This is a genomic window from Emticicia sp. (assembly GCF_043780375.1).
Lineage (GTDB): Bacteria > Bacteroidota > Bacteroidia > Cytophagales > Spirosomataceae > Emticicia.
The window spans coordinates 1-26,626 of the sequence record NZ_JAYWCU010000238.1 but is presented as its reverse complement, the minus strand read 5'-3'; the positions used below and the strand labels follow the sequence as shown (position 1 = coordinate 26,626).

Annotated in this window: 19 protein-coding genes; 6 read left to right on the top strand and 13 right to left on the bottom strand. The window is 36.7% G+C overall.

Features of this window, described 5'->3' with window-relative positions; translation table 11 throughout:
• The 4 genes from ACH2CJ_RS18160 to kdpB all read right to left on the bottom strand — a co-directional run bounded on the left by ACH2CJ_RS18160 (nt 1) and on the right by kdpB (nt 4,867).
• Nucleotides 1-1,116, bottom strand: coding sequence for a sensor protein KdpD (locus ACH2CJ_RS18160; protein WP_394994920.1), 1,116 nt, complete (start codon nt 1,114-1,116; stop codon nt 1-3).
• Nucleotides 1,117-2,187: a porin gene (locus ACH2CJ_RS18155; protein WP_394994917.1), complete on the bottom strand. Its 1,071-nt coding sequence runs from the start codon at nt 2,185-2,187 to the stop codon at nt 1,117-1,119.
• Nucleotides 2,188-2,195: 8 nt separating this feature from the next.
• Nucleotides 2,196-2,759 (bottom strand): K(+)-transporting ATPase subunit C, encoded by a 564-nt coding sequence (locus ACH2CJ_RS18150; protein WP_394994914.1) that lies wholly within the window; start codon nt 2,757-2,759, stop codon nt 2,196-2,198.
• Nucleotides 2,760-2,821: 62 nt separating this feature from the next.
• Nucleotides 2,822-4,867: a potassium-transporting ATPase subunit KdpB gene (kdpB, locus tag ACH2CJ_RS18145; RefSeq protein ID WP_394994912.1), complete on the bottom strand. Its 2,046-nt coding sequence runs from the start codon at nt 4,865-4,867 to the stop codon at nt 2,822-2,824.
• A gap of 34 nt (nt 4,868-4,901) precedes the next feature.
• Here kdpB and ACH2CJ_RS18140 point away from each other — a divergent pair, with 34 nt between their 5' ends.
• Nucleotides 4,902-5,234 (top strand): hypothetical protein, encoded by a 333-nt coding sequence (locus tag ACH2CJ_RS18140; RefSeq protein WP_394994909.1) that lies wholly within the window; start codon nt 4,902-4,904, stop codon nt 5,232-5,234.
• A gap of 86 nt (nt 5,235-5,320) precedes the next feature.
• Complete coding sequence (locus ACH2CJ_RS18135; protein WP_394994906.1) at nt 5,321-5,578, top strand: DUF6516 family protein; 258 nt, start codon at nt 5,321-5,323, stop codon at nt 5,576-5,578.
• Here ACH2CJ_RS18135 and kdpA read toward each other — a convergent pair.
• The 4 genes from kdpA to ACH2CJ_RS18115 all read right to left on the bottom strand — a co-directional run bounded on the left by kdpA (nt 5,575) and on the right by ACH2CJ_RS18115 (nt 9,388).
• Nucleotides 5,575-7,272, bottom strand: coding sequence for a potassium-transporting ATPase subunit KdpA (kdpA, locus tag ACH2CJ_RS18130; RefSeq protein WP_394994904.1), 1,698 nt, complete (start codon nt 7,270-7,272; stop codon nt 5,575-5,577). The genes ACH2CJ_RS18135 and kdpA overlap by 4 nt on opposite strands.
• 80 nt (nt 7,273-7,352) lie before the next feature.
• On the bottom strand, nt 7,353-7,430 hold the full coding sequence (kdpF, locus tag ACH2CJ_RS18125) for a K(+)-transporting ATPase subunit F (RefSeq protein WP_394994942.1): 78 nt from the start codon (nt 7,428-7,430) through the stop codon (nt 7,353-7,355).
• A gap of 127 nt (nt 7,431-7,557) precedes the next feature.
• Nucleotides 7,558-8,247 carry a response regulator gene (locus ACH2CJ_RS18120; protein ID WP_394994901.1) on the bottom strand — a complete coding sequence of 230 codons (690 nt, stop codon included), beginning with the start codon at nt 8,245-8,247 and terminating at the stop codon, nt 7,558-7,560.
• Nucleotides 8,248-8,272: 25 nt separating this feature from the next.
• Complete coding sequence (locus ACH2CJ_RS18115; protein ID WP_394994898.1) at nt 8,273-9,388, bottom strand: ATP-binding protein; 1,116 nt, start codon at nt 9,386-9,388, stop codon at nt 8,273-8,275.
• 173 nt (nt 9,389-9,561) lie between these two features.
• Between ACH2CJ_RS18115 and recJ the strand changes: the two genes are divergently transcribed.
• The 3 genes from recJ (at nt 9,562) to ACH2CJ_RS18100 (ending at nt 17,804) form a co-directional block, all read left to right on the top strand.
• On the top strand, nt 9,562-11,274 hold the full coding sequence (gene recJ / locus ACH2CJ_RS18110; protein WP_394994895.1) for a single-stranded-DNA-specific exonuclease RecJ: 1,713 nt from the start codon (nt 9,562-9,564) through the stop codon (nt 11,272-11,274).
• 155 nt (nt 11,275-11,429) lie between these two features.
• Entirely contained in the window at nt 11,430-12,167 is a 738-nt protein-coding gene (gene lptB, locus ACH2CJ_RS18105; protein WP_394994892.1) for an LPS export ABC transporter ATP-binding protein, read from the top strand.
• Nucleotides 12,168-12,353: 186 nt separating this feature from the next.
• Complete coding sequence (locus tag ACH2CJ_RS18100; RefSeq protein WP_394994889.1) at nt 12,354-17,804, top strand: alpha-2-macroglobulin; 5,451 nt, start codon at nt 12,354-12,356, stop codon at nt 17,802-17,804.
• Between the two features lie 64 nt (nt 17,805-17,868).
• On the opposite strand, the gene ACH2CJ_RS18095 is transcribed toward ACH2CJ_RS18100, so the two are convergent.
• Entirely contained in the window at nt 17,869-18,237 is a 369-nt protein-coding gene (locus ACH2CJ_RS18095) for a hypothetical protein (protein WP_394994887.1), read from the bottom strand.
• 457 nt (nt 18,238-18,694) lie between these two features.
• Here ACH2CJ_RS18095 and metF point away from each other — a divergent pair, with 457 nt between their 5' ends.
• Entirely contained in the window at nt 18,695-19,654 is a 960-nt protein-coding gene (gene metF / locus ACH2CJ_RS18090) for a methylenetetrahydrofolate reductase [NAD(P)H] (protein ID WP_394994884.1), read from the top strand.
• 61 nt (nt 19,655-19,715) lie between these two features.
• Here metF and ACH2CJ_RS18085 read toward each other — a convergent pair whose 3' ends face one another.
• The 4 genes from ACH2CJ_RS18085 to ACH2CJ_RS18070 all read right to left on the bottom strand — a co-directional run.
• Nucleotides 19,716-20,129 carry a DUF1801 domain-containing protein gene (locus ACH2CJ_RS18085; protein WP_394994881.1) on the bottom strand — a complete coding sequence of 138 codons (414 nt, stop codon included), beginning with the start codon at nt 20,127-20,129 and terminating at the stop codon, nt 19,716-19,718.
• 102 nt (nt 20,130-20,231) lie between these two features.
• Complete coding sequence (locus tag ACH2CJ_RS18080; protein ID WP_394994879.1) at nt 20,232-21,110, bottom strand: transglutaminase N-terminal domain-containing protein; 879 nt, start codon at nt 21,108-21,110, stop codon at nt 20,232-20,234.
• Nucleotides 21,100-23,667 carry a circularly permuted type 2 ATP-grasp protein gene (locus ACH2CJ_RS18075; RefSeq protein WP_394994876.1) on the bottom strand — a complete coding sequence of 856 codons (2,568 nt, stop codon included), beginning with the start codon at nt 23,665-23,667 and terminating at the stop codon, nt 21,100-21,102. The genes ACH2CJ_RS18080 and ACH2CJ_RS18075 overlap by 11 nt, the downstream gene beginning before the upstream one ends.
• A 454-nt stretch (nt 23,668-24,121) precedes the next feature.
• On the bottom strand, nt 24,122-26,626 hold a 2,505-nt coding region (locus tag ACH2CJ_RS18070; RefSeq protein ID WP_394994874.1), incomplete at its 5' end, for a DUF2126 domain-containing protein.

The window sequence follows — 26,626 nt, the reverse complement described above, 5'->3', positions numbered from 1 at the left end:
TCAAGATAGAATTATTAAATCTATTTCTGACTGAGAAAGTTTTTTAAGTAATTGGTTAAATGGGTTGGTTGCCAAAATAATCTTAAACAAATTGAAATGAGGTTTTCCTATACAAATGGTCGTAATTTGCTGTTTTTCGGCAATTTCTATAATTGCTTTTGCTACCGAATCACTTTGAATCCTGATGATTTTAGCTCCAAGTTCGGTTGCCATTTTTAGATTATTGATTAAATGCCGCTGGGTAGCTAAATTGATTTTATCACTCGATTCTGACGGTCGTTGAACGTAAAGAACAAACCATTGGGAGTCATAATGGGAAGCTAAACGAGCAGTTTTTCGAATCACAGTTTTGGCCGTTTCGGCGTTTGAACTGATACAAGCTAAAAAACGCTCGTGTTTTAACTTGGTTTTAGTAACTTCGGTATTTACTTTTCGTTCTACTTGGTGAGCAACTTCTTTGAGGGCTATTTCACGTAATTGCAAAATTTTATCTGCTTGAAAAAAGTTGTTTAAAGCCGTTTCTACCTTTTTCAAATCATATATTTTCCCTTCCTTCAAACGCATAATCAACTCATCGGCGGTGAGGTCGATGTTTACTACTTCATCGGCTTGTTGTAGTACCAAGTCAGGCACTCGTTCTTTTACTTCAATACCTGTAACTTGCTGAATAACAGCATTTAAGCTCTCAATATGTTGAATATTAAGAGCAGAAATAACATTGATACCGGCATCCAAAACATCCATTACATCTTGCCATCGTTTCTCATTTTTAGAGCCTTCAATGTTTGTATGAGCCAATTCATCAACAATGACAACATCAGGATGTAGATTTATGGTAGCTTGCAGGTCAAATTCTTCCAATTCTTTTCCTTTATAAAAGAGTTTTCGGCGGGGAATAATTGGTAAACCTTCAATCAGGGCATGGGTTTCTTTTCGATTATGGGTTTCGATATACCCAATTTTTACATCAATGTTATTTCTTAGCATGGCATGGGCTTCTTCCAACATTCGGAAGGTTTTGCCCACGCCCGCACTCATACCAATGTAAATCTTGAATTTACCTCGCTTAGATTTTTTAATTAAATCCAAAAAATATGCTGCCGATTTATCTTTCATTTAAAAAGAAATAGCTAAAGAGGTAAGTAATAAATGGTTATTAGTTTGTGTGCCTTCGGTAAAGATTTTGTCTTTACTGCTAAGTATTTTGTATTCGCTTCGCCAAACCAAATTGTCAGTGATTTTGTAATCAATATTGACCGAATTTCCATAAGTCTGAAAACCGTTTTGGCTACCAGTGACAATAATTACTTGGTTTTTATCGGCATAATATTCGGTTCGTGCTGCAATATTAAGTCGGGCCGAGGGCGAAAATTTGGCAATTAAAACGGGCGAAAACCAAGTGTTATACTGATTACTTTTAGGGTTTTTTTGCTGCAAACCAATATCAAAGCCAAGCGTTAAGCCAAACCTTTGGTGTACTTGAAAAATGGCATAAAAATTATGAAAATACCGCACTAAACGCACACTGTCGGGCGAGTCGCTACCGACGAATGAACTGCTGTTGAGTGTAATTTTTTGGTTGGGTTTGTAAGTAATTTGATGCCCAAAAGCGGGCATATTATTGCCATCTATTCGCTGAATCCGCTGCCAGCCGTTAAGTACCAAAGCACTCAAAAACCATTTTGCATTATCAGATGTATAAGCAACCTTAACGCCACTTTCATAATACGGCGAGTTGTCGGCCAAAATACTGCGGCTGAGTGTCCAACAATCTTTGCTAATGGCACTCTCAAAGCCAATGTGAGCGGCAAAAATGCCTGCATCAAGCCACAGATTTTTAGTTGCTGATATTTTTACACCTGCATTAGCTTCCAAAATATTTTTCAATACGTTTGGTTCGGCCACAAGGTTGGCATTAGCATAAGTTCCCGTCATCAATGCAAGGTTAGCTCTCACATTGTTTTTTTCGTATGCGGCCTTTACAAAACCTAAATTAAGGTTTACCTCGTTGTGGCGATTGTGTGAATAAACAAACGTTGGTCGAGTGTGATTGGCAGGGTTACCAAAATCATAAGTATAATAAGTTTCGATGTACCCCGTAAAAGTTAGTGGCGATTTAATAGTGTCGTTTTGAGCAAATACTGTTGTAAAAAAACTGCTCAAAAACACAACAAGAAGTATTTTCATTAAAAAAATTATTTTAGATTATCCAAAGCCAAATTTAGCTTTAAAACATTGATTTTTGTAGTACCAAATAAACCTAATAATGGTTTTTCGGTTTGAGTCCCAATAAGTTTAACTAAATTTTCTTTGGTAATATCCCTAATTTCAGCAATTCTATCAACTTGAACCAATGCGGCAGCTGGCGAAATATGCGGGTCAAGTCCACTGCCCGATGCCGTAACTAATTCGGATGGAATATCAGTTTTTTCAACTGTAGGGTTGTGTACCAAGAAAGTATCAATACGTGCCTGAACAACAGCTAAATAATCAGGATTTGAAGGCCCTTTATTTGAGCCGCCCGACCCTGCGGCATTATAATTGACAGCCGATGGGCGACTGTAAAAATAGTTGTCTTTATCGAATTTTTGACCTATATTTTCTGCTCCAACAATTTTTCCGTTATTTTCTATAAATTGTACTTTTCCGTTGTTTGGAGCAAATTGAGCAATACCCAAAATACTGAGCGGATAAATAATTGCGAGTAGCACCAAACATAAAAAAGTGAGTTTGATTGCTGGTAATATTTGAGATTTCATTTTATGAATTTTGAATGAGTGAATGATTGTTTGTATTTCTTAAATCTATCATTATTAATAGTTTATACAAAATTTGCTACCAATAAATCAATTAGTTTAATGCCAATAAATGGAATAATAATGCCCCCGCCGCCATAAATCAATAGGTTACGACGAAGCAATGCACTTGCCCCAATTGGTTTGTATTCAACGCCTTTTAGAGCTAGGGGAATCAATGCAGGAATAATGATTGCATTAAAAATAACGGCTGATAAAATTGCACTTTCTGGTGAATGTAAATTCATGATATTCAGGCCTTTTAGTGCAGGAATGCTGGCAATAAATAACGCGGGAACAATGGCAAAATATTTGGCAACATCATTGGCAATCGAAAAAGTGGTGAGTGTTCCACGAGTCATCAATAGTTGTTTTCCAATTTCTACAATCTCAATCAATTTCGTTGGGTCATTGTCCAAATCAACCATGTTTCCAGCTTCTTTTGCTGCGGCTGTTCCCGAATTCATTGCAACACCTACATCTGCTTGTGCGAGTGCTGGGGCATCGTTTGTGCCGTCGCCCATCATGGCTACTAATTTCCCACTGGCTTGTTCGGCACGAATATAATTCATTTTATCTTCGGGTTTTGCTTCCGCAATAAAATCATCAACACCCGCTTTTTCAGCAATATATTTGGCTGTTAAGGGATTATCACCTGTAACCATCACAGTTTTTACCCCCATTTTACGCAACCGTTCAAAACGCTCTTGAATACCTGGTTTAATAATATCTTGTAACTCAATCACGCCCAAAACTTGCTCATTTTCTGTTACAACCAAAGGTGTACCACCATTGCTTGAAATAGTTTTTACTTGCTCGGCAACTTCGGCTGGAAACTTATTTCCTGCTTTTTCTGATAAGTTTCGCATGGCATCAAAAGCCCCTTTTCTGATTCTCGTTCCGTTGGGTAAATTTACGCCAGATGAACGAGTTTCAGCGGTAAATTTAATGAATTCTGTATCATTAGAAAGGGTCGATGCTTTTGCTCCTTGAATGCTTGCTAATTCTACAATTGATTTTCCTTCGGGGGTTTCATCTGCTAACGAACTAAGCACCGCTGCATTGGTAAAGCGTTGATTGTCAATGTTATTAGCAGGATAAAAATTTGTAGCTTTACGATTTCCGATGGTGATTGTTCCTGTTTTGTCCAATAATAAAACATCAATATCTCCGGCAGTTTCTACGGCTTTTCCTGATTTTGTGATAACATTTGCTCGTAAAGCTCTGTCCATTCCTGCGATACCTATTGCTGACAAAAGACCGCCAATTGTGGTCGGAATCAAGCAAACAAATAGCGAAATAAATGCCGCGATAGTAATTGGTGTATTGGCATAATCGGCGAATGGTTTGAGGGTTACGCAAACAATAACAAAAATGAGTGTGAAACCAGCCAATAAAATAGTTAAGGCGATTTCATTCGGTGTTTTTTGGCGAGAAGCACCTTCTACCAATGCTATCATTTTATCTAAAAAACTTTCGCCAGGTTCGGTTGTTACGATAACTTTTATTTTGTCAGAAAGCACTTTTGTTCCGCCCGTTACTGATGATTTATCACCGCCCGACTCTCTGATTACGGGAGCAGATTCTCCTGTGATGGCTGACTCGTCAATGGTTGCTAAACCTTCAATAATTTCGCCATCAGTTGGAATAGTGTCGCCTGTTTCACAGACAAAAACGTCACCCTTTTTAAGTTGAGATGAACTCACTATTTGGATTTCGTTAGTGTACATTTCACCAATGACTCTGATAACTTTCGCAGGAGTTTCTTCACGGGTTTTTCGGAGCGAATCGGCTTGGGCTTTGCCACGTGCTTCGGCGATGGCTTCGGCAAAATTGGCAAAAAGTAATGTGGCAAAAAGAACTAAAAAAACAGTAAAATTATACCCGAATGAGCCTTGTGAGGAATTATTTAAGCTAAAAATAGTTACGACAAGCATAACAATCGTTCCGAGTTCGACTGTGAACATCACAGGATTTCGGAACATTATTTTTGGATTTAATTTAACAAAAGAGGCTTTCAGAGCTTCTTTTACTAAATCCGCTTGAAAAAGCGATGTTGATTGAGATTTCATATTTTTTTGTAATTTTGAGAAAAATATCAAGTTTATGACAGCTAATGTTTCAAATATTAATAAGACAGCAATGGAACTTCAACAAACCATAGAACTCGAAAATGCCGTGCATAGCAGAGGTTTTAACTCTGTTAGTGAATTTGCTCTTCAAAAAATCAAAGATGATATTTTGAAGGATATGCAAGAATCTCTTCAGATTCTGGGTATTTATGAAAAAAAATATGGCATGAATTACCAAGAGTTTTTTGAAAAATTCCACCAAATAACTCAGTTTGAACTTCTTGAAAAAGAAGATGATGGAATGGAATGGAGAGCTGAATCAGAGGTTTTGCGTATCAACGAAAAAAGATTAGCAAAACTTCTATGATACCCAACTATTCCGACTTCAATCATCTGATTAAAAATGCTTTTTTGATAACAAACATTCGCCGAAATGACATCACCAAAGTCAAAATGAAATTTGAATTAATTGATGATTCTATTTTATATGTAAGCGAAGTTACTATTCAAGAATCTCAATGGTTTGAGTATGGCTATCAATGGATGAATGTTGATAACGAACTTATAATCAGGTGGGACAATTCGCCATACCATACTGATATTGAAACTTCTCCTTTTCATCAGCACATTGGTAGTGATGAAAATATACATTCGTCCGAATCAATGACTTTGTATAAAGTTTTGTTATTCATCGCAAATCAAATTTCCTAACGAATTGAGAAAAACTCAGAAATTGGTCCAAGTGTCAGAGCTGGAAAAAACGATAAGGCAGCCAAAATCATAATTACTGCAAAAACCATTAAGCCAAATGTCGAAGTATCAGTTTTTAATGTTCCTGCACTTTCTGGAATGTGTTTTTTGCTTGCCAAAATTCCTGCAATAGCCACTGGCCCGATGATTGGTAAAAAACGACTCAAAATCATTACGATTCCACAAGTAACATTCCACCAAACAGTATTATCGCCCAAGCCTTCGAAGCCTGAACCATTATTGGCTGCCGATGAAGTGTATTCGTAAAGCATTTCGGAGAAGCCATGAAAGCCAGGGTTATTTAACCAACCAATGTCTGGATTTGCTACAAAAACATGAGATGAAAGAGCGGTTGCAGCCAAAATCATTAATGGATGTAAGAGAGCGATAATCGTAGCAATTTTCATTTCTCGTGCCTCAATTTTTTTACCCATAAATTCGGGTGTTCTGCCAACCATCAAACCCGAAATAAAAACGGCGATGATGATAAAGATATAAAAATTAAGAAAACCTACGCCTACACCCCCATAAAAGGCATTAACCATCATTCCAAGTAAAGTGAACATTCCAGTTAGTGGCGTAAAACTATCGTGCATTGCATTGACCGAACCATTCGAGGTAACTGTTGTTGTGATGCCCCAATAGGCAGAAGCCGCCGAGCCAAAACGAACTTCTTTGCCTTCCATGCTACCCATTTGTTGAGCAATTCCCATACTCGAAATGGCTGGATTCCCTTTCATTTCTAAATAAACCGATGGAATCAAAAAGCATAAAAAGCCAATGGTCATCACACCAAAAATCACCCATGCAAATCTTTTGCGTTTTAGATAAAAACCCAAGGCAAAAATCATCGCAATTGGAATTAAAATAATGCTGACATCTTCCACGATATTGGTCAGATAATTAGGGTTTTCGAGCGGGTGAGCGGAGTTTACACCAAAATAACCACCACCGTTTGTGCCTAATTGTTTGATGGCAACCATTGCCGCTGCTGGCCCTCTCGAAACCTGAACGGTATCGCCTTGCATAGAAATAAATGAGGCTTTTCCTTCAGTATTCATCGGTGTTCCGTTGAACGCAACAATGATGGCTACGATGAGCGAAAGCGGCAACAAAATTCGAGTACAAGATTTGAGGAAATAATTATAAAAATTGCCTAACTTATCGGTTGTGCGTGCTTTCATAGCATTGAAAACTACAGCACAAACTGCCATACCTGCACCTGCCGAAATGAATTGAAAGAATGTCAAACAGACGATTTGCCCTAAATATGACATTCCTGTTTCACCCGAATAGTGTTGTAAATTGGTATTAGCCACAAAAGAAATAGCGGTATTAAATGCTAAATCGGCTGTCATCGAAGGGTTTTCATCTGGATTCCACGGTAGCCAACCTTGGTTCATCAATATAAACATTGCCCAGAAAAACCACAAAAAATTGATGGTTAGTAAGGCAACTAAATGTTGTTTCCAAGTCATTTCTTGGCGAACATTGATGCCAGAAATGCGGAAAAAGAGTTTTTCTAAAGGATTAAAAATAGGGTCGAGAAAAGTGCTTTCGCCCGAATAAATCTTTGCGATGTATCTGCCCAATGGAATCGCCAAAAGGACTGTTAGGATAAACATCAGTATGATTCCAAGAATTTCAGTATTCATTGTTTGTAAAATTTTTGTGCAAAATAATAGCCTTCATCAACAATGTTGATTAGCGTAATTTGTACGTTTAGAAGTTTATTTTAGAATTTTTCGGGCTTTAAAAGCACATAGCACAGATAGACAAAAACTGCGATTGAGAGGACAAAAAGGAAAATCATCATGGTGGAAATTGTTTAAATGTTTTCAAAAAAATCAATTGCTTTGTAAAATAAGGCGAAGCAAACAACGCCTGCGAGTAATAAGATGATAGTGAGTATGATAATTGATAATTGTTTAGGTTTTTGTTCATTTCTCCCCACCAACGAATCTGTATCCGACGCCCGATTCGGTAATTATAAATTTGGGTTGATTTGGATTATCTTCTATTTTTTTTCGGAGTTGCCCAACAAAAACTCTTAAATATTGCGATTGTTCCAAATAACTTGGTCCCCAAACGGCTTTCAAAATAAATTGATGGGTCAAAACTCTACTTTCATTTTGTGCCATGAGTGTTAAAAGATGATACTCGGTTGAAGTTAATTTCAAAACTTCTTGGTTTTTTTTAACAATTCGAGCGGTAAAATCAATGCTTAAACTCCCGTATTCAACCAAAGGAATATTTTCAGTATTTTGAGCCAATCGTAAAGCAGTTCTGATACGTGCAAGCAATTCGCCAGTGCGAAACGGCTTTGTCAAATAATCATTGGCTCCGCTATCCAATGCTCGCACAATATCGTCTTCGTTATCTCGTACCGACAAAATCATAATCGGTGCTTTGTACCATTCTCTTAATTTTTTCAAAATAACCTGTCCATCTTCGTCGGGCAAACCCAAGTCCAGCAGAATCATGTCGGGCGGGCGGGTGGCAGCACTAATCAAGCCTTCTTTGCCCGTACTTGCTTCATGAACCTTGAAATTATTGGCAGATAGCGTAATTTCTAGGAGTTTACGAATTTGGGTTTCGTCGTCAATAATTAATATCGTTGGGCTGTTCATAAAATGGTCGTTAAGGACTTCTACGTCAATTTAGTATATCATTGCCCCAATTTACGTCAGTTGGAATTATTATTGTAAAAAGTGAACCACTTCCTGCTACATTTTCTACCCTGATTGTTCCGCCATGAGCTTCAATTAAGCCTTTGGTGATTGATAAACCTAAACCTAATCCGCCCGTTTTTTCTTCATTTGAGCGATAAAACTTTGCAAAAACTTGTTCCAAATCATGTTGTGTAAAGCCTTTTCCATTGTCGGCAATTGTTATAAAGCATTGATTGCTAAGGTTGGCTGCCGTGAGTGTAATGGTCGAATTTTTGGGTGTATAAATAGAGCCATTATAAACGATATTGTAAATTGCTTGCTCCATTAATACAAAATCTAATTTAAAAAAAGGAATATTTTGCGGTACTTTAACTGTAACTTGATGGTTAATTAGTTCTTTTTCTAAGCGATTTACTACCGAATAAAGTAATTCATTGATATCACACCAATCTAATTTTGGACGAATTGAGCCAGATTCAAGCCTCGAAACATTCAGAAAATTATCTACCAAACGATTGAGCCTTTCGGTAGCAGTGCTTATTTCTTGATACAACTTTTGTTTAGTTGTTTCATCAAATTTTGCATTTTGTGTCAATAAGTTGTCCGATGCCCCTAATATGGTGGCTATTGGCGTTCTGAATTCGTGCGAAATAGAATTGAATATTGTATCGTATAATTTCAAAGCATTTACCCGTTCTTCTCTTTGTATAGCCAAACCCTCAAAATGTTTTATTCGGGATGTAAGCACGCCATTAAGCATTGCTACAATAAAATACATTCCCAACATCAGCATATCCTCCGATTTTGATACCAAAAAAGTAAAATGAGGTGGAATATAGAAAAAATCCCAAATCAAAGCACTCAGAAATGCCGCCAACAAGACTGGATACAAACTTAGTTTCATGGCAAGCAGTGAAACTGTAAAAAGTAATATCAGTGCAACCGTTCGATAACCAATCAAAGCTGTAAAAGGATAGCAAATCGCCGAAACCAAACAAATAACCGTAACACTTATAAAATATGATTGTTTAGATAGTTGTTTTCTTGGTTGAATATTTTTATTGGCAAAATGCTGCTTCATAAATATTTTTTTTGACATTGCAAATGTAGGGGGAAGTTTATAAATGAAAAGTAAAACAAATAGCTGTGAATATAAAGATTTTATAAAGATGCTTGCTGTTTTTGTCATTTTCAATCTCTTCTGTGGTAAATATGTATATTGTTCCCCAAAATAAATCCTTAATTTCGCATCTCAATTTCACCAAAATCATAATGTCAGAAAAACGTTGGTCGTATAAAGCAGTCCCTAATTCTCAGATAGTCAATGATTTAGCAGAGTCATTGAGCATCGATAAAGCACTTGCTTCGATGCTTGTACAGCGTAGTATAATAGATTTTGATGAAGCAAAAGATTTTTTTCGCCCAAAACTTGAACATTTACACGACCCTTTTCTGATGGCAGATATGGGAAAAGCTGTTAATCGACTCATGGAAGCCATCGAAAATGGCGAAAAAATAATGGTTTATGGCGATTATGATGTAGATGGTACAACAGCGGTTGCTCTTGTATATGGCTTTCTATCAACATTTTATGGCAATTTAGAATACTATAATCCCGACCGATACGAAGAAGGTTATGGGGTATCGGTACAAGGTATTGAGTGGGCAGCTGAACAGGGCGTTTCGCTCGTAATTTGTTTAGATTGTGGTATCAAAGCACAAAGTAAAGTAAGCTTGGCAAAACAAAAGTTTGGCATAGATTTTATTATATGCGACCATCATGAAACTGACGAAAATCTACCCGATGCAGTGGCAGTTTTAGACCCAAAACGCAAAGATTGTCTTTATCCTTACAAAGAACTGACTGGAAATGGCGTAGGTTTCAAATTATTACAAGCTTATTGTTTACGCAATGAAATTCCACTCGAAAATCTTTTTGAATTTTTAGATTTGTGCGTAGTCAGTATAGGCTCTGATATTGTGCCGATTACGGGAGAAAATAGAGTTTTGGCTTATTTTGGTTTGAAAAAATTGAACGAAAATCCAAGAATTGGCTTGAAGGCTCTGAAAGAAATTGCAGGCTTTAAAACCCTAATGACCATCGAAAACGTTGTCTTTGTTTTAGGCCCGAGAATCAACGCCGCAGGAAGGATTAAACACGCCAAAGCAGCCGTACAACTCTTATTATCAAATGATTATGACGAGGCTTTGGAGTTTGCAGGTGAAATTCAGAAGCAAAATACGGAGCGAAAAACTTTCGATTCTCGCATTACAGAAGAGGCTTTAGCAATGATTGAGGGCGACGAATGGCTACTCAATACCGCCAAAAGTACGGTGCTTTATCGTGAAGATTGGCACAAAGGCGTAATCGGAATTGTGGCGAGTCGCTGCATCGAAAAGTATTACCGTCCGACCATTATTTTGACAAAATCGCATGAAAAAGCAGCAGGTTCGGCTCGCTCAGTTGCAGGATTTAATTTGTACGGAGCGATTGAAGAATGTGCCCATTTGCTTGAGCAATTTGGCGGTCATACCCACGCAGCAGGTATGACGCTTCCGATTGAAAATATTGAAGCATTTCGCATGGCTTTTGATAAAATTGTTTCAAAAACCATTACCATGGAGCAACTTACGCCAGTAGTAAAAATTGATTTAAAAATAAAATTAGCCGAAATTTCGTCCAAATTTTACAGAATAATGAATCTTATGGCTCCTTTTGGACCGGAAAATATGCAGCCTATTTTTGTAAGCGAAAACCTTACGCTTAAATATGCTCCAAGAGTAATGAAAGAAAAACATCTTCGCCTCGAACTTTTTGAGGAAGAAACAGGGGCGATTTTCACAGCCGTAGGTTTTGGAATGGTTGAAGAGCATTTTGCCAAGCTGAACTCAACCAAATATTTCAGCATTGCTTATCAAATTGATGAAAATACTTTCAATAATAATACAACATTACAGTTAATGTTGAAGGATGTAAAATATTGAAGAATACTTTTGTTTTTCTAACCTTAACAAACTTTAACAGGAGATTTGTACTGAAAAATTGTAATTTTGAACTTAATCTACGACGGATTTCCTAATCCGTCTTTGTGATAACAGATGTAGGAAATCCGTCGTACTAAGTTTTTCGACCAAAAAATATGATATTAAGAACAGAAAATTTAATAAAAAAATACGGACAACGCTTAGTTAATAATAATGTCAGCTACCAAGTTGGGCAGGGCGAAATTGTTGGGCTTTTGGGTCCAAATGGTGCAGGGAAAACTACTTCTTTCTATATGGCTACGGGTTTAGTAAAACCTAATAGTGGAAAAGTGTGGCTTGATGACTTGGATATTACTTCATTACCGATGTATCAGCGTGCCAAATTAGGCGTAGGATATTTGGCACAAGAAGCCTCTATTTTTCGAGATTTGACGGTCGAAGAAAATATTTTGGGCATTTTAGAATTAGCAAAACCTCACCTGTCAAAAATCGAACGAAAAGAAAAAACAGAAGTATTATTAGAAGAATTTAGCTTAACGCATGTTCGTAAAAACAAAGGAATCGTTTGTTCGGGAGGTGAGCGGCGACGTACCGAAATTGCTCGTGCTTTAGCTGTTGACCCTAAATTTATTTTATTAGATGAACCTTTTGCTGGCGTTGACCCAATAGCCGTAGAAGAGATTCAGGGAATTGTAGCCAAATTGAAAGACCGAAATATCGGAATTTTGATAACTGATCATAACGTAAATGAAACGCTTTCTATCACCGATAGAGCTTATCTGCTTTTTGAAGGGAAAATACTCCGAGAAGGCACAGCCGAAGAATTGGCAAGTGATGAATTGGTAAGAAAAGTATATCTTGGACAGAATTTTGAGCTGAAAAGGAAGGTATAAAAAGTGATAATATTAATTTTAGTTATTTTATAAAAGCCTGACAATTAAAAATCTTCATTAGTTGTTAGGTTTTTTTGGTAAGACGAAGGTTTTACATCTCCACAAAAATATTTTTGATAATTTGCTATAATTTTACGAACTTCCCACGTTAATAAGCCCGAAACCAATTAAAATATTTCATCGCCAATGAAACTTCTTCTCTATCGCACAAAAGCTACAGGTTATGTGCGTGTTCTTTTTTTTGCATATTTTATATTTCAGATTTCCTATCTATTTATAGGCTGTTCAAAACTCAATGAAGTGAACATTGCCGCTCGAAATTTTGAAGATGAAATACAACAAGCACAAAATTTAGTTTTTACATTTAATAAAGATTTGGTTTCTGACAGTGATTTAGAAAATTGGGAAGCCATTGAATACGTGAGAATTGAGCCAAAAGTAGAAGGTGTTTTTAAATGGTCGGCAAAAAATGAATTGGTTTTTTCTCCAAGTAATGGCTTTAAAGGAGCAACCAATTATAAAGCAGTTGTGACGAAAGAAATTTTACGAAAATCGGCTACCAAAAATTATAGTGTCGGCAACGAATCTTTCGAGTTTCATACGCCACACTTACAAGCTCAAAAGGTAGAAAGTTATTGGATGAAGGGTGCTGATGGTAAGCCGATTGCCAAAGCAAAAATAGACTTTAATTACCCTGTGCAGGAAATCGATATTGCCAATTTTTTGAAAGTGGCGATTGAAAATATTGACACAAAATTCAATTTGAATAGTTCTCCCAATGACCAAAAAGTACTTTTGTCATTAGAAAATGCCCCTTCGTTAAAAGATGAAAGTCCGCTCAAGGCAACCATCGGAAAAGGTGTAAAAATAGCAGGAAGTGTAGGAACAACGCAAGAAGTAGTTGAATTGGAATGTGTTTTGCCTTCTCCTTATGTCGTAAAAGTTGTTGATATTGAAAGTGGTTTTGAGAAAAACCAAGGGTTTGTAAAAGTAATTACGACACAACAAATTGCAGCTGATAATCTAAAAGATGCTTTCAAAATTGAACCTGCCGTAGAAACCCAAACCGAAGTAATCGAAAACGGTTTTATCATCAAAGGTTTTTTCAGTGCCTCAGAAGCGTACACTTTAACAATAAAAGACAACCTTCGTGGAACACTCGGAGCAAAATTAGATGCTGAAATAACTAAAGATTTATTCTTTGGAGAAATGCCCGCAAGTATCGAGTTTACAAGCAAAAAAGGGCTGTATTTGTCTTCAAAAGGTAGCCGAAATGTGGGTATTCGCATTACTAATATTCCCAAAGTTCAGTTGAAAGTTGTCAAAATTTATGAAAATAACTTGCTTTCTTATGTCCGTAATAACCGCTACGAAAACTACGATTATAATGGCGAACAAAGTACGCCTAATGGTTTCAATTATAACACAGACGACCAAGGGCTTTATAGCGATATAATCATTGACCGCACCATCGAAACAGGAAATTTGTCGAAACTTCATGGTGTTTCAGTGCTGAATATGCCGATGCCCGAACAAGGCAAATTACGAGGTGTTTATTTAGTCAATCTCAACTCAAATGACGAATATTATCAAAATGCAACAAAGCTTGTTTCGGTGTCAGATTTGGGTATTATCGCCAAAAAATCTGCCGATGGAAACGAGCTGATGGTTTTTGTCAATTCAATCATTGATGCCGAGCCGATGGGTAATGTCGAGATTAAACTAATTTCGACAAACAACCAAATAATGGAAACGCAAAAAACTGATAGTAAGGGTGTTATCATTTTTGAAAATCTAAAAGAAAAAGCTCCAAATTTCAATTTGGCAATGATTACGGCTCGTACAGAAGACGATTTTAATTATATGTTATTGGAAGATACTCAGATAGAAACTTCACGTTTTGAAGTGGAAGGCAAGCGTGCAAACTCAACGGGTTTTGATGCTTTTGTGTATGGAGACCGTGATATTTATCGTCCTGGCGAAACCATTCATTTCAATATTGTTTTGCGTGATGCAAAATGGGCTTCTGCCGACGAAATTCCGCTAAAAATCAGACTTTTATTACCTAACGGACGAGAGTTTAAGTCTTTTTTGAAAAATACCAATACACAAGGAGCAATAGACACTTCTATTCCGCTTGACCGTGCTGCCGTAACGGGCACTTACACCATCGAAATTTTGAATGGAAATGATGTTTTGCTAACTTCAAAATCGATTAGTATTGAAGAGTTTATGCCCGACCGCATTAAAGTTGATGTTACAGCAAAAGATATTTATCGCTCTGGCGAAATGGTGCAAATGTTGGCAACAGCAACTAATTTGTTTGGCCCGCCAGCATCAAATCGAAATTATGAAATGGATTTTAGTTTGAAACGTAAAGCTTTTTTTGCTAAAGGGTTTGAGGGCTATTCGTTTGATATTCAGAATGATACGAAATTTGAGCATGATTTGCGTCAAGGCACAACTGATGAAAATGGACAGGCAAAGCAAGCGTTTCAATTAGCCACCACTTATCAAGATATGGGTTTGCTGGAAGGCAAAGTTTTTGTAACTGTTTTTGATGAAACGGGTCGCCCACTTAATCGAGTTAAAAGTTTTGAAGTCTTCACGCAAGAAACATTTTATGGTATCGGTTTGTCCGATTATTATGTCGGTACGCACGTACCAATGAATATCCCATTGGTAGCCGTATCAACCGAAGGAAAAGCTAAATCTGCCCGTGCCGAAGTTTCGGTCTATCGCATTGATTATCAGACTGTTGTCGAGAAAACTGATGGCGTAATAAAGTATAATTCTAAGAGACAAGAGAAACTAGTTCAGACCAAAGAAGTGAGCTTTTCGTCAGGAAAATCTTCAATTAAATTCATTCCTCAAGTATCGGGCGAGTACGAAATTCGCATTGCACAGACAGGAGCAAAAAGCTATTCTTCTCGACAATTTTATGCCTATGGCTACGGAAGTACCTCAAGTAGTTCGTTTGAAGTGAGCAACGAAGGGCAAGTTTTGATGGAATTTGATAAAGAAAAATATGAAATAGGTGATAAAGCAAAGGTTTTGATGAAAACTCCTTTTGTAGGAAAAATGCTCATAACCGTCGAAAAAGGTAAAGTTTTGGAGCATTTTTATGTAGAAACGGATAAAAAATCGGCAGAAATTGACATTAAAATTACCGAAGAAATGTTGCCAAATGTCTATGTTACAGCAACACTTATTAGACCAATGAAAAGTAATGATATGCCACTCACAGTTGCTCATGGGTTTGCTCCGATGAAAGTCGAAAAACCGTCGAATCAATTACCAATCGAAATTGTAGCAGTGAAAGAATCACGCTCGAAACGCAAGCAAAAAGTTACGATAAAAACAAAAGCCAATACCGAAATCACGATTTCGGTAGTTGATGAAGGAATTTTGCAAATTAAAAATTTCAAAACACCCGATATCTATAATTATTTTTATCAAAAACAAGCATTAGAAGTAAGCAGCCATGACCTTTATCAATTCCTTTTTCCTGAATTATCCTTGGCAAGTAGCAGCACAGGTGGAGATGGTTATAATCTTGAAAAACGAGTAAATCCATTAAGCAACGGGCGTTCAAAATTAATGTCAGTTTGGTCTGGAATCTTGAAAACTGGCGTGGGCGGTGAAGTAGAATTCGAATTTGAAATTCCACAATTTTCTGGCGATTTACGCATCATGGCAGTTGCTTATAAAGATGAGGCTTTTGGTTCGGCTAATGCCAACATGAAAGTAAAAGACCCAATCGTAATAAGCACGGGAGCTCCAAAGTTTTTGAGTCCAAACGATGAAGTGGTAATTCCTGTTACGATTACAAATACCACAAAAACGGCTACAACGACCAATGTTTCGGTTAATCTGACTGGCGGTTTAGTTTTGCAAAGTGCTAATAATCAATCAGTTACAGTTCCTGCAGGAAAAGAAGTTCGCACAATGTTTAGTATAAAAGCACCTACCGCTATTGGTATGGGGAGTATTGCAGTTGTGGTAAATGGTTTCAAAGAAAAGTTTTCTGAAAATATAGATTTGACTATTCGACCAACTACTTCACTGCTAAAAACTTCAATGTCAGGTGTGGTTTTGACTGGAAAAACAGAAACTATCAATCTTGTAAATGATTATATGGTTGGTACTGCCCAAGCAAGTTTGTTGGTCAGTCGCTCCCCGATGGTGCAGTTTGCCAAGCAATTAGATTACTTGTTAGGCTATCCGCATGGTTGCATCGAGCAGACAATTTCAAAGGCTTTTCCTCAATTATATTTTGCTGAATTTACGAAAACCATTGCCAAAAACTCTCGTTCCTTGAAGGTTTCGGGAGCAAATGACTGGAATCCACAATTTAATGTACAAGCTGCCATTTATAAGGTAGAAAATATGCAATTGGCGAGTGGAGCAGTGAGTTATTGGCAAGGTGGCGAAAGCGAAAGTTGGTGGGGAACTGCTTTTGCGGCACATTTTTTATTAGAATCTAAAAAGACTGATTTTGAAGTGAATCAAGGCGTTTTGAACAAAATGCTCGATTATTTGACAACTAAAACTTCAATGCAAGATTTGACAGAAACTGATTATATTTATAATGAGAATGGTTCTTGGACAACCCGAACAATTGCCAAACACGAAATGATTTATTCGCTTTATACGCTTGCAATGGCAGGCAAAGCCAATCAGCCAGTGATGAATTATTATAAATCAAATCTAAACTTATTGACAACCGATGAGCGATATATGCTTGGTGCGAGTTTTGCCCAAATTGGCGATGAAAGCAGTTTCAAGCAATTATTGCCGAAAGATTATACTATCGAAAATACACAAAAACAAACTGGTGGAAGTTTTGCTTCGCCTATCAGAAATTTGGCTATTTCGTTGAATAGTTTGGTAGAATCTGACCCCGAAAACTTGCAGATTCCAAAATTGGCAAGAATATTATCTCAAACTATCAAAAGCACACCTTACTTATCTACGCAAGAGTCAGTTTTTAGCTTTTTGGCATTAGGAAAAATAGCTAAACGCAGTGGAGAATCTGATGTAACCGCTTCATTATCAGTAGATAACAAGATTTTAGCCAACTTTGCAGGAACAGATTTAAGCTTAGAAAAAGGTGTTGCAGGAAAACTTGTAAGTGTAGCTGCAAAAGGCAAAGGAAGCCTTTATTATTTTGCTCAACAGGAAGGTTTAAGTGCGACAGGAACATATAAAGAAGAAGATGTTTTCTTGAAAGTTCGCCGACAATTTTTAAGTCGAACAGGGCAACCAATTAGTGGAAGTCTTAAGCAAAATCAGTTAGTAGTTGTAAAATTAAGTATTAGCAGTACGCTCGGTACCCCAGTTGAAAACGTAGTGGTAACCGATATGCTTCCTGCGGCATTTGAAATTGAAAATCCAAGACTCAACGAAGACCGAAATATGACTTGGATAAAAAATGCTTCGACACCTCAGCATTTTGATATTCGTGATGATAGAATCAATTTTTACACTACAGCCGATGCCACAGAAAAAACTTTTTATTATTTAGTAAGAGTAGTTTCGAGAGGTAAGTTCATACTCGGGCCAGTGGCTGCCGATGCCATGTATAATGGTGATTATCGCAGTTACAGTGGTGGCAGTAAGATAGTGGTAGAATAAAAAACAAATATAAAAAAGCCCAAAAATCATAAATTTTGGGGCTTTTTTATGTTTTTAGAAGTATTTATTGCTGTTTCTCACCTTCCATTGTAGCTCCTTGAACACTCAATTTTATTTTGACGATAGACTTCATTTCGTTTCTAATAAACTCAACTTTTCCACCATAACCTACAACTTCATAAATATCAATCTCGGCGGTAGGAGCAAGTTGAGCAGAACCTTGTCCAACGGCTTCTCCCATGAGTTTTCCACCTTGTATTGTAACTATCAAATCTTCGATAGGAGAATCTTTTAATTTGTATTTGCCAACATATTCCTTTAGAACCAAGGTGTCAACGGGTGCGACAGTAGTGGCGGTTGGGGTAGTTTGAGCAGCTACCTCAAATGTAACAGCAAACATACAAATAGATAATAGAAGAACTATTTTTTTCATCTTTAATAGTAGTTTTGTTAATATAAAATATGATTTTAATTGTACAACGAATGTCTAATGAAATAAGTTTTGATGGAAAGATGTTTTTGGATTAAAAATACATAGTCGTTGAAGTACTTATTTAAACGGCAAGATTTTATGTTTCGTTATTATTTATTCCCTTTTTTGTTGCCTCCTAAATACCAAAGCGAACTTTTTTGGTTTTAGTTTTCATAACAGTTTTCATAACATTGGTACTAAGCAAATTTCAACGATAAACAATATTTTTATGTGGCGATTTGACTAGTTTTACCGCTATTTTATGTTTTTAAACTAAGGTAATTTTTTATTTATAACATTTTCATTATAAAAAATATAACTACATAATGTAAAAATAAAAGATAAATTAACTACAAATATTTGTTTTTGTAATTAATATATCTATTTTTGCTTTGAAATAAAGATAATTTACAATTTAATGGCAAAAGTAACCGAACATCTCAAAAACAATAACGGAAAACCGATTTTTTCTATCGAAATCATTCCACCAACCAAAGGCTCGAATATTAATGATTTGATGCAAGCGATTGAGCCAATGATGGAACTCAAGCCGCCTTTTATTGATGTTACTTTTCACCGTGAAGAATATTTTACCAAGCAATTGCCAGATGGTACTTCCAAAGAAATTAGAACTCGAAAACGCCCAGGAACGGTCGGTATTTGTTCATCAATCATGCACAGATTTAAAATTGATCCTGTGCCTCACGTACTTTGTGGAGGTTTCACAAAAGATGATAGCGAAGATTTATTAATTGACCTAAACTATTTAGGCATTGATAATGTAATGGCTTTGCGAGGCGATTTTGCCAAACCTTATGATACTTTCAAGGCAAAAAAAGATGGGCATTTATATGCTAATGAGTTAGTTTTACAGATTCAGGCAATGAATAAAGGTAAATATTTGCACGAAGATGCTGAATATTTAAATGCCAGTGATTTTTGTATTGGTGTAGCGGCTTATCCCGAAAAACATTTTGAAGCTCAAAACTTAGAGCAAGATATGGAAAATTTGAAGCGAAAAGTAGCAGCGGGTGCCGATTACGTAGTAACTCAAATGTTTTTTGATAACCAGAAGTATTTTGATTTCGTAAATAAATGTCGAGCCGAAGGCATCACGATTCCAATTATTCCAGGTTTGAAAGTTTTGGCAACCAAAAAGCAATTAGATATTTTGCCAAGATTATTTTATCTTGATATGCCAGAGGCTTTCAGAAAAGAAGTTTTAAGTTGCGAAAATGATAAACAAGCCAAACAATTAGGTATAGAATGGGCGATTCAGCAATGTCGAGAATTGATTGATTTTGGCGTTCCTGCCCTTCATTTTTATACAATGAGCAAGTCTGATACTACGATGGCAGTTGCGAGAGAGGTGTTTTGATAAAACCTAAGATAAAAATTTAGAAGTCGATTTCTTATAATTGTTGGATAAACAGTTAGAATTATTTATCCAACAACTTTATCCATATTTTAATAATATTTTGTAAGAGTTGCTCTTTAGATTTTACTTCTTTCATATCTTTAAATATAGCAAGTTTTCTACCATCACTATAATTGCCTTCAAGTAAGCCCGATGTGTCATTAACTTTTGCTCCACTCGGGAAAACCAACATTATTCGGTTTTTGTGTAGATTCAAAACAATGATGTCTCTTTTATATTCCTTCGGGTCGAAAGGTTTCATTTCGCCCGTATAATAAAAACTTGGATTGTTCCACTTGATTCGTTCACCAATTTCGGAGCTGGTGCTTAAAATAATTTGCCTAATGGCCTCAATAATTTTGCCAAATTCAGGCTCAAGTTTGGCTATATGCTCGCTCACTTGTTCTTGGTCGGAGAGTTTTGTTGAGGTTGACATGTTACTTTCTGTTTATTAGAATAAAAATATCAAAAATAATATCATTTTTTCAGTAGAGATGCAATGCGTTGTGTCTCTACTAGGTTTGAATAATAAAATATTTCAGAAAAACCCATCCACCCCAACTACATCTACTTCAACTTTTACTTTGTGGTCGCCCGAACTAAAAATGATACCTTTAAGTGGAACAACGTCGGCGTAATCTCTACCATAAGCGGTAATAATGTGTCTTTCTTGCGGAATAATATTGTTAGTTGGGTCAAATTCGCACCAGCCCATTTGGGGGATATACACCGAAATCCAAGCGTGAGAAGCATCAGAGCCTTGGAGTTTTTGCCTGCCTATTGGTGGAATTGTTTCGAGGTAACCACTCACATAACGTGCTGCCAAACCCATACTTCGCAGACAAGCAATTGCCAAATGAGAAAAATCTTGACAAACGCCTTTTCTTTCTTTTAATACAGTTTTGAGTGGCGTATTGACACTTGTAAAGCCTGATTTGAATTGAAATTCGGTAAAAATCTTAGCAGATAATTGTCTGACCCCTTCAAAAAGTGGCGTATTAGGCCTAAGGCAGGTTTGAGCAAATGCTTTTATTTCATCATCCCAATCTATAAAATGACTAGGTAATTGATATTGTAAAAGTTCGATTTTTAAGGCTTGATTATGACTAAATAATATGCTGGCTTCTTCACAAGTAATCGGGCTAATTATGGGCAAAGCTTTTGGTAAAACCTCAATTTCGCTCGTTGCTATAACCACAAGCCTTTTGTGCGGCTCATGTAACGAAAAATAGGACTGTGTATTACCAAAATAATCTTTTCGGGAATAGATTTTTATTGGACTAGGCTCAATGGCTAAATTAAAACTGTGGCATATTTGTGTAGGCAGCGTTTGAGGTTGCAAACATAGCACACTCTGGTAATTATCAACAGAATTTACATAAGAATAGATGGTTTGATGCCTTAGCTTATATCTCATCAGAATTTATTTTTTCAATTGTGTCTAAGAACGAATGTTGAATAACCGAATGATTGAAATACAAACTTGTAAGATTGCTCGTTACGCTCGAAATTAACTCAAAAACTTGTGCTAATGTTTGGTCTAACCCTGCTCTATATTGATTTTCTTTATCGGCTTTTATTAAACTTTCAGCATCAATTAATTTTATTTTAGTACTTGCCTCCAAAACTGTTTTTTCTGCCATATTTAGACGATTTGGGTCAATACTTTTTGGTAATTTCGATAAGCAATTAGCCAGAGCATCTAATAAATATGAAAGCGTATAAGGTAAGTTTTTTTCTAAAAAAAGCATATTCAAAACCGCTACTAAGCTCAAATGAGACTTATAAATGTTTCGGTATTGGGCCAATAAATGATGGTTTTCTAAAACAGCTTCCATCAATACATTTTCTACTTCATCGTTATTTTTGAAGCTAAAAGATGAACGTAAAATAGAGATCAGTGATAAAATTCGTTCGATATTTTTTCCGACTTCCCATAAATAAAAGCCATTGTCTCTCGGCAGTGTTTCAAAAATATTACCATAAAAAGCAAAAAGTCGAGTATAAAGCATATCAAGCCCATGATTAACATGACTGAGGCTACTCGAATTTGAATCTTTGAGTGTAAAAAGACTATCTTCCAATAAATTAATAATTCGACGAGTATCGTGATTCCACTTTTCGCTTATTTGATTGATAGTATTAATCAATGTCTTAATATTGTAAGCTACCGACCCCCTTTTTTTGGTATCAGTTATCAAAGTCAATAATTCGGCATTCGGATTTTCAAAAATCGACTCATCATCTTCCTCTGTAAAACCTGGGTAAGTCAGCGTAAGATGCGTTAGTGATTTGAGCAAAACTATCAGATATTCAGGTTGTTTTTTGCCTTCATGGTTGACGTTTTCGTTGAGACGATTTAAAATTATTTTCAAAAAACTCGTCAAAGCCATCGTGCGTTCGCAGAGTCGACCTACCCAGAAAAGATTTTCAGCATTCCGACTTGTCAGTGAGTTACTGTGTTGGTTACTCGTATTTTTCCGCACCACAATTCGCTCATAATATTCGTTTTGAGTATCTGTTACAATCCAAGTATCTTTCGATAGTCCACCCAATTGATTCGAAATTACAAACTTATCTTTAACAGGCGAACTGCGGGTAAGTCCACCTTGCATTACTTTATAATCATTGCCATCCGACACCAAAAATGCTCTCATTGCGGCAAATCGTGGAACTAATTTACCATCAATAAACGAAGGGGTTGTTGATAAACTAACTTCTTGTTGAGCTACAAAATCTTTCGGATTTTTGCGAATCATATTTTGAAGTTCAACCAATTGTGCTTTGGTTAGCATTCGTCCATAAATCGACTTGAACCCTTGCTTTCGATTAGCTTTTTTTATAATGAGTTTTGGTATATTTTCCAACACAAAATTCAATTCTTTGGGCTGACCACACCACCAAGTTGCCACCGAATTCATCAATAATGGTTCATCAAGCAAAAACTTACAGGCATTTTGCATAAATGCCATCAAACCGTAGTTTTCAAGAACACTTGTGCCAGGAGGATTTAGGACAGCAACATTACCCAATCGCATCACTTGCAGTAAGCCTGGAACACCCAAAAGAGAGCTTTCTTTGAGTTCCAGTGGGTCGCACCATTCGTCATCAACACGTCTGATAATTACATCAACTCGTTCCAATTGATCAATTGATTTTAACCAAACAAAACCGTCACGCACCAGCAAATCGCTGCCTTGTACAAGCGTATAACCTAAAAATGAAGAAAGATAAACGTGTTCAAAATAAGTTTCATTTCCTGGTCCAGGAGTGAGAAAAACTACGTTTGGATTTTCGTTGGAAATATTACCCAGCGTAGCAACAGTTTGTTGTAAATGGTTGAAATAAGGAGAAAGTTTACTACGATATATATTTTTATTGAGTTCGGGAAATACCTTGCTCATAACAGTTCTATTTTCGAGAGCATAACCTGAGCCAGAAGGTGACTGGGTACGGTTATCTAAGAGCCACATTTTTCCGTCGGGACCACGAGCCATGTCACACGCATACAAAAGTAGTTGACTTTGCAGTTTTTGCTTAATATCGGAGCATGGCAACGAAAAGCCAGTGTTATCGAAAACCAGTTCGGCAGGAATAATCGATTTTTTTATTAATAATTGTGGCCCATAAATATCTTTTAAAATCAAATCTAATAAATGAGCTCTTTGTTTGAGTCCTTTTTCAATAACTTGCCATTCTTTTTGGTGAATTAGGAAAGGAATTGGGTCGAGTTTCCAAGGGCGATTCATGCCATTACTCGACTCATAAACATTATAAGTTACGCCATTTTCTTTGAGCTTATTGATAATTTCTTGATTCCTCAATTCTAATTCAACCATACCAACCGATTCTAAAGTATCAAAAAGGCTTTGCCAATAAGGTTTCACTTGACCATTATGGTCTATCACTTCATCGTACGAATTAATCGCTTTTTTATATGAATTAAGAAGGCTCAAAGATATATCTTTTGTCATTTGTTGGTTTTATCGGGTTGTTGCTCCATGTTAGAGGTTGTTTAAGTTTTTTGATTTGGGCTAAAAATGCACCTTTTTAACTTACTCTTCGCTAAAAATTGCTCATTTTGCCCGCAAAATTTCATAATTTTTAGCTCAATTAAGTCAAAAAAGTGTCATTTTTAACCATCAAAAAAAAACTTAAACAACCTCTTAGGCAAAATAGTCGTTTTTAACTGGGAAAACCCAATAAAACCTTGAATTTGTCCAAAGTGTTTTTCACCTCACCCCAATCCTTTTCTTCGAAGAAAGGGTTTTAAATAGTTGATAATCACCGTTTTATTCATATATAAAATACAAAATGGAACGCTTAAAAAATCCCTCTCCTGCAAGGAGAGGGATTTAAGGGTGACAATAGCTTGCTGAGGTGACATAAATATTACGTATTTCTACTATAAACCACTTGACTTAGTTTTTATTTTTTTGCTACCCAATAATGCCTCAAATCTAAAGTGCTTGGATACTCAGGATTTATCAATTCTATAGGAGTATCAGGTTTGAGGTCTGACTTATTTTGAGCCACAAATCTCGAAACCGTTGGTGTATTAATCACTGGGGCAGTTTGTTCGATATTAGTAGATGGCGTATGCCCAAAATCCCAAAAACGACTGATTTTGCGAGATTCGGCCTCATAGCTATTGACGGGATACGTGTCGAAACTTCGACCGCCAGGGTGCGAAACAAAGTATGTACAACCACCCAATACACGGTTGTTCCAGGTATCAACAATATCAAAAACTAAGGGTACATCAACACCAATATTGGGGTGTAGTGCCGAAGGTGGATTCCATGCTTTATAGCGGATTCCGGCTACATATTCGCCTTTTGTGCCTGTACTTCTCAACGGAATTCGACAACCTTTGCATAACAAAATATGGCGTTCGGGAATTATTCCCGAAACTTTTACTTGTAATCTTTCGAGCGATGAATCAACAAAACGTGCTGTTCCTGAATTAGATAATTCTTCACCCAAAACGTGCCAAGGCTCAATTCCTAAGCGTATTTCTAATTGAATATTATCAACCGTAATACCTCCATGATGCGGGAATCGGAATTCAAAAAAAGGGTCAAACCACGAAATATCAAATTCATAACCAGCATCTTTTAGGTCATTGACCACATCAACCATATCTAAATAAGCAAAATGTGGTAATAAAAACTTATCATGTAGTTCTGTTCCCCATCGTATAAGTTTTTTCTTATAAGGGTTTTTCCAGAATTTGGCTACTAATGCACGCACTAATAAAGTCTGCACCAAATTCATGTGCTTGTGAGGTGGCATATCAAATGCTCTCAGTTCCAAAATTCCTAAGCGACCAGTTGGCGAGTCAGGCGAATATAATTTGTCAATACAAAATTCGGTACGGTGTGTATTTCCTGTAATATCAACCAATAAATTTCTAAAAATTCTATCAACCATCCAAAATGGCACTTCTTTATCTTCGGGAATTTGCTCAAAAGCAATTTCCATCTCATAAAGACGCTCATCACGCCCTTCGTCAATGCGAGGTGCTTGGCTCGTTGGCCCAATAAATGGCCCTGCAAAAAGGTAACTCAAAGCAGGGTGATGTTGCCAATAAGTAATTAAACTACGAAGCAAATCGGGTCTCCTGAGCAGCGGACTATCTTCGGGTTTTGCAGCTCCAATCGTTACATGATTGCCACCACCAGTACCCGTGTGCCGACCATCAACCATAAATTTATCTGTACCTAAACGAGCAAAAAATGCTTCTTCATAAAGAGCAGTGGTATTATCTACAATTTCTTGCCATGTTTTGGCTGGATGAATATTTACTTCAATTACCCCTGGGTCGGGTGTAACCATCATTTTCTCGATTCGATAATCAGATTTTGGTTGATATCCTTCAATTCTGATAGGAATTTGTAGTTTTTCGGCCGTAGTTTCGACTGAAGCAATTAAGTCGAGATAAGTTTCGAGGTAATCGGTTGGAGGAAGGAAGACATAGATAATTCCGTCACGCTCTTCAACACACATAGCCGTTGGAAAAGTCTCGATTTCAAAGAGTAAATTTTGTTTTTCGCTTTCTTCGTCTTTAATTTTTTTCTTTTCAGGAGCTTTGTAAGGTGCAGAAACAGTGCCGTATCGTTCTTCGACTGTTTGGGCATAATCGCCTAAAGGTGGGAGTTCTTCAAACGAACTTCGTTCAACTGGATGCTCTCTTTTAAGCTTCGACATTTCGGGTAAAGACTCTAAAGGTAAACGCAAACCAATAGGAGAATTTCCAGGAATCAAATAACATTGCTGACGACGGAATTCCCAAACGCAAGTTACCCAACGCTCTGATTCGTGTATCCATTTGAGAGGCAAAACAAAGCCAGAAGGGTTATTTAGACCTTTTTCTAAGAGTTTTGCTAAAGTATGTCGTTGAACAGAATCTTTTAGGTTGACTGCCAAAGGGTCGAGATTGACAGGTAATTTCCCTTCTTCCAAAGCCCAATAAATGGGGTCTTCGTAGGTTGGTGTAATGTTTTTTATGTCAATACCCAAATACTTTGTGAGTTCAATTGCAAAGCGTTCGGCATCGTGAAATGTAAATTTAGTTTCGCCTTCTTTGGCTACCAAATCATCATTTTTCCAAATCGGAATCCCATCTTTTCTCCAATAAAGTGCATATTGCCAACGAGGAAATAATTCGCCAGGATACCATTTTCCTTGTCCGAAATGAAGCAATCCACCATGAGCAAATCGTTTTTTTAGTCGAAGAGCTAAATCATAAGCCAATTTACGTTTAAGTGGCCCATCGGCGGTTGAATTCCATTCTGGTGACTCAAAATCATCTATCGAAATGAAGGTTGGTTCACCACCCATTGTAAGCCTTACATCACCTTTGATAAGGTCTTGCTCTACCGCACTGCCTACTGCCATCACCTTATTCCATTGATTTTCCGAATAAGGCTT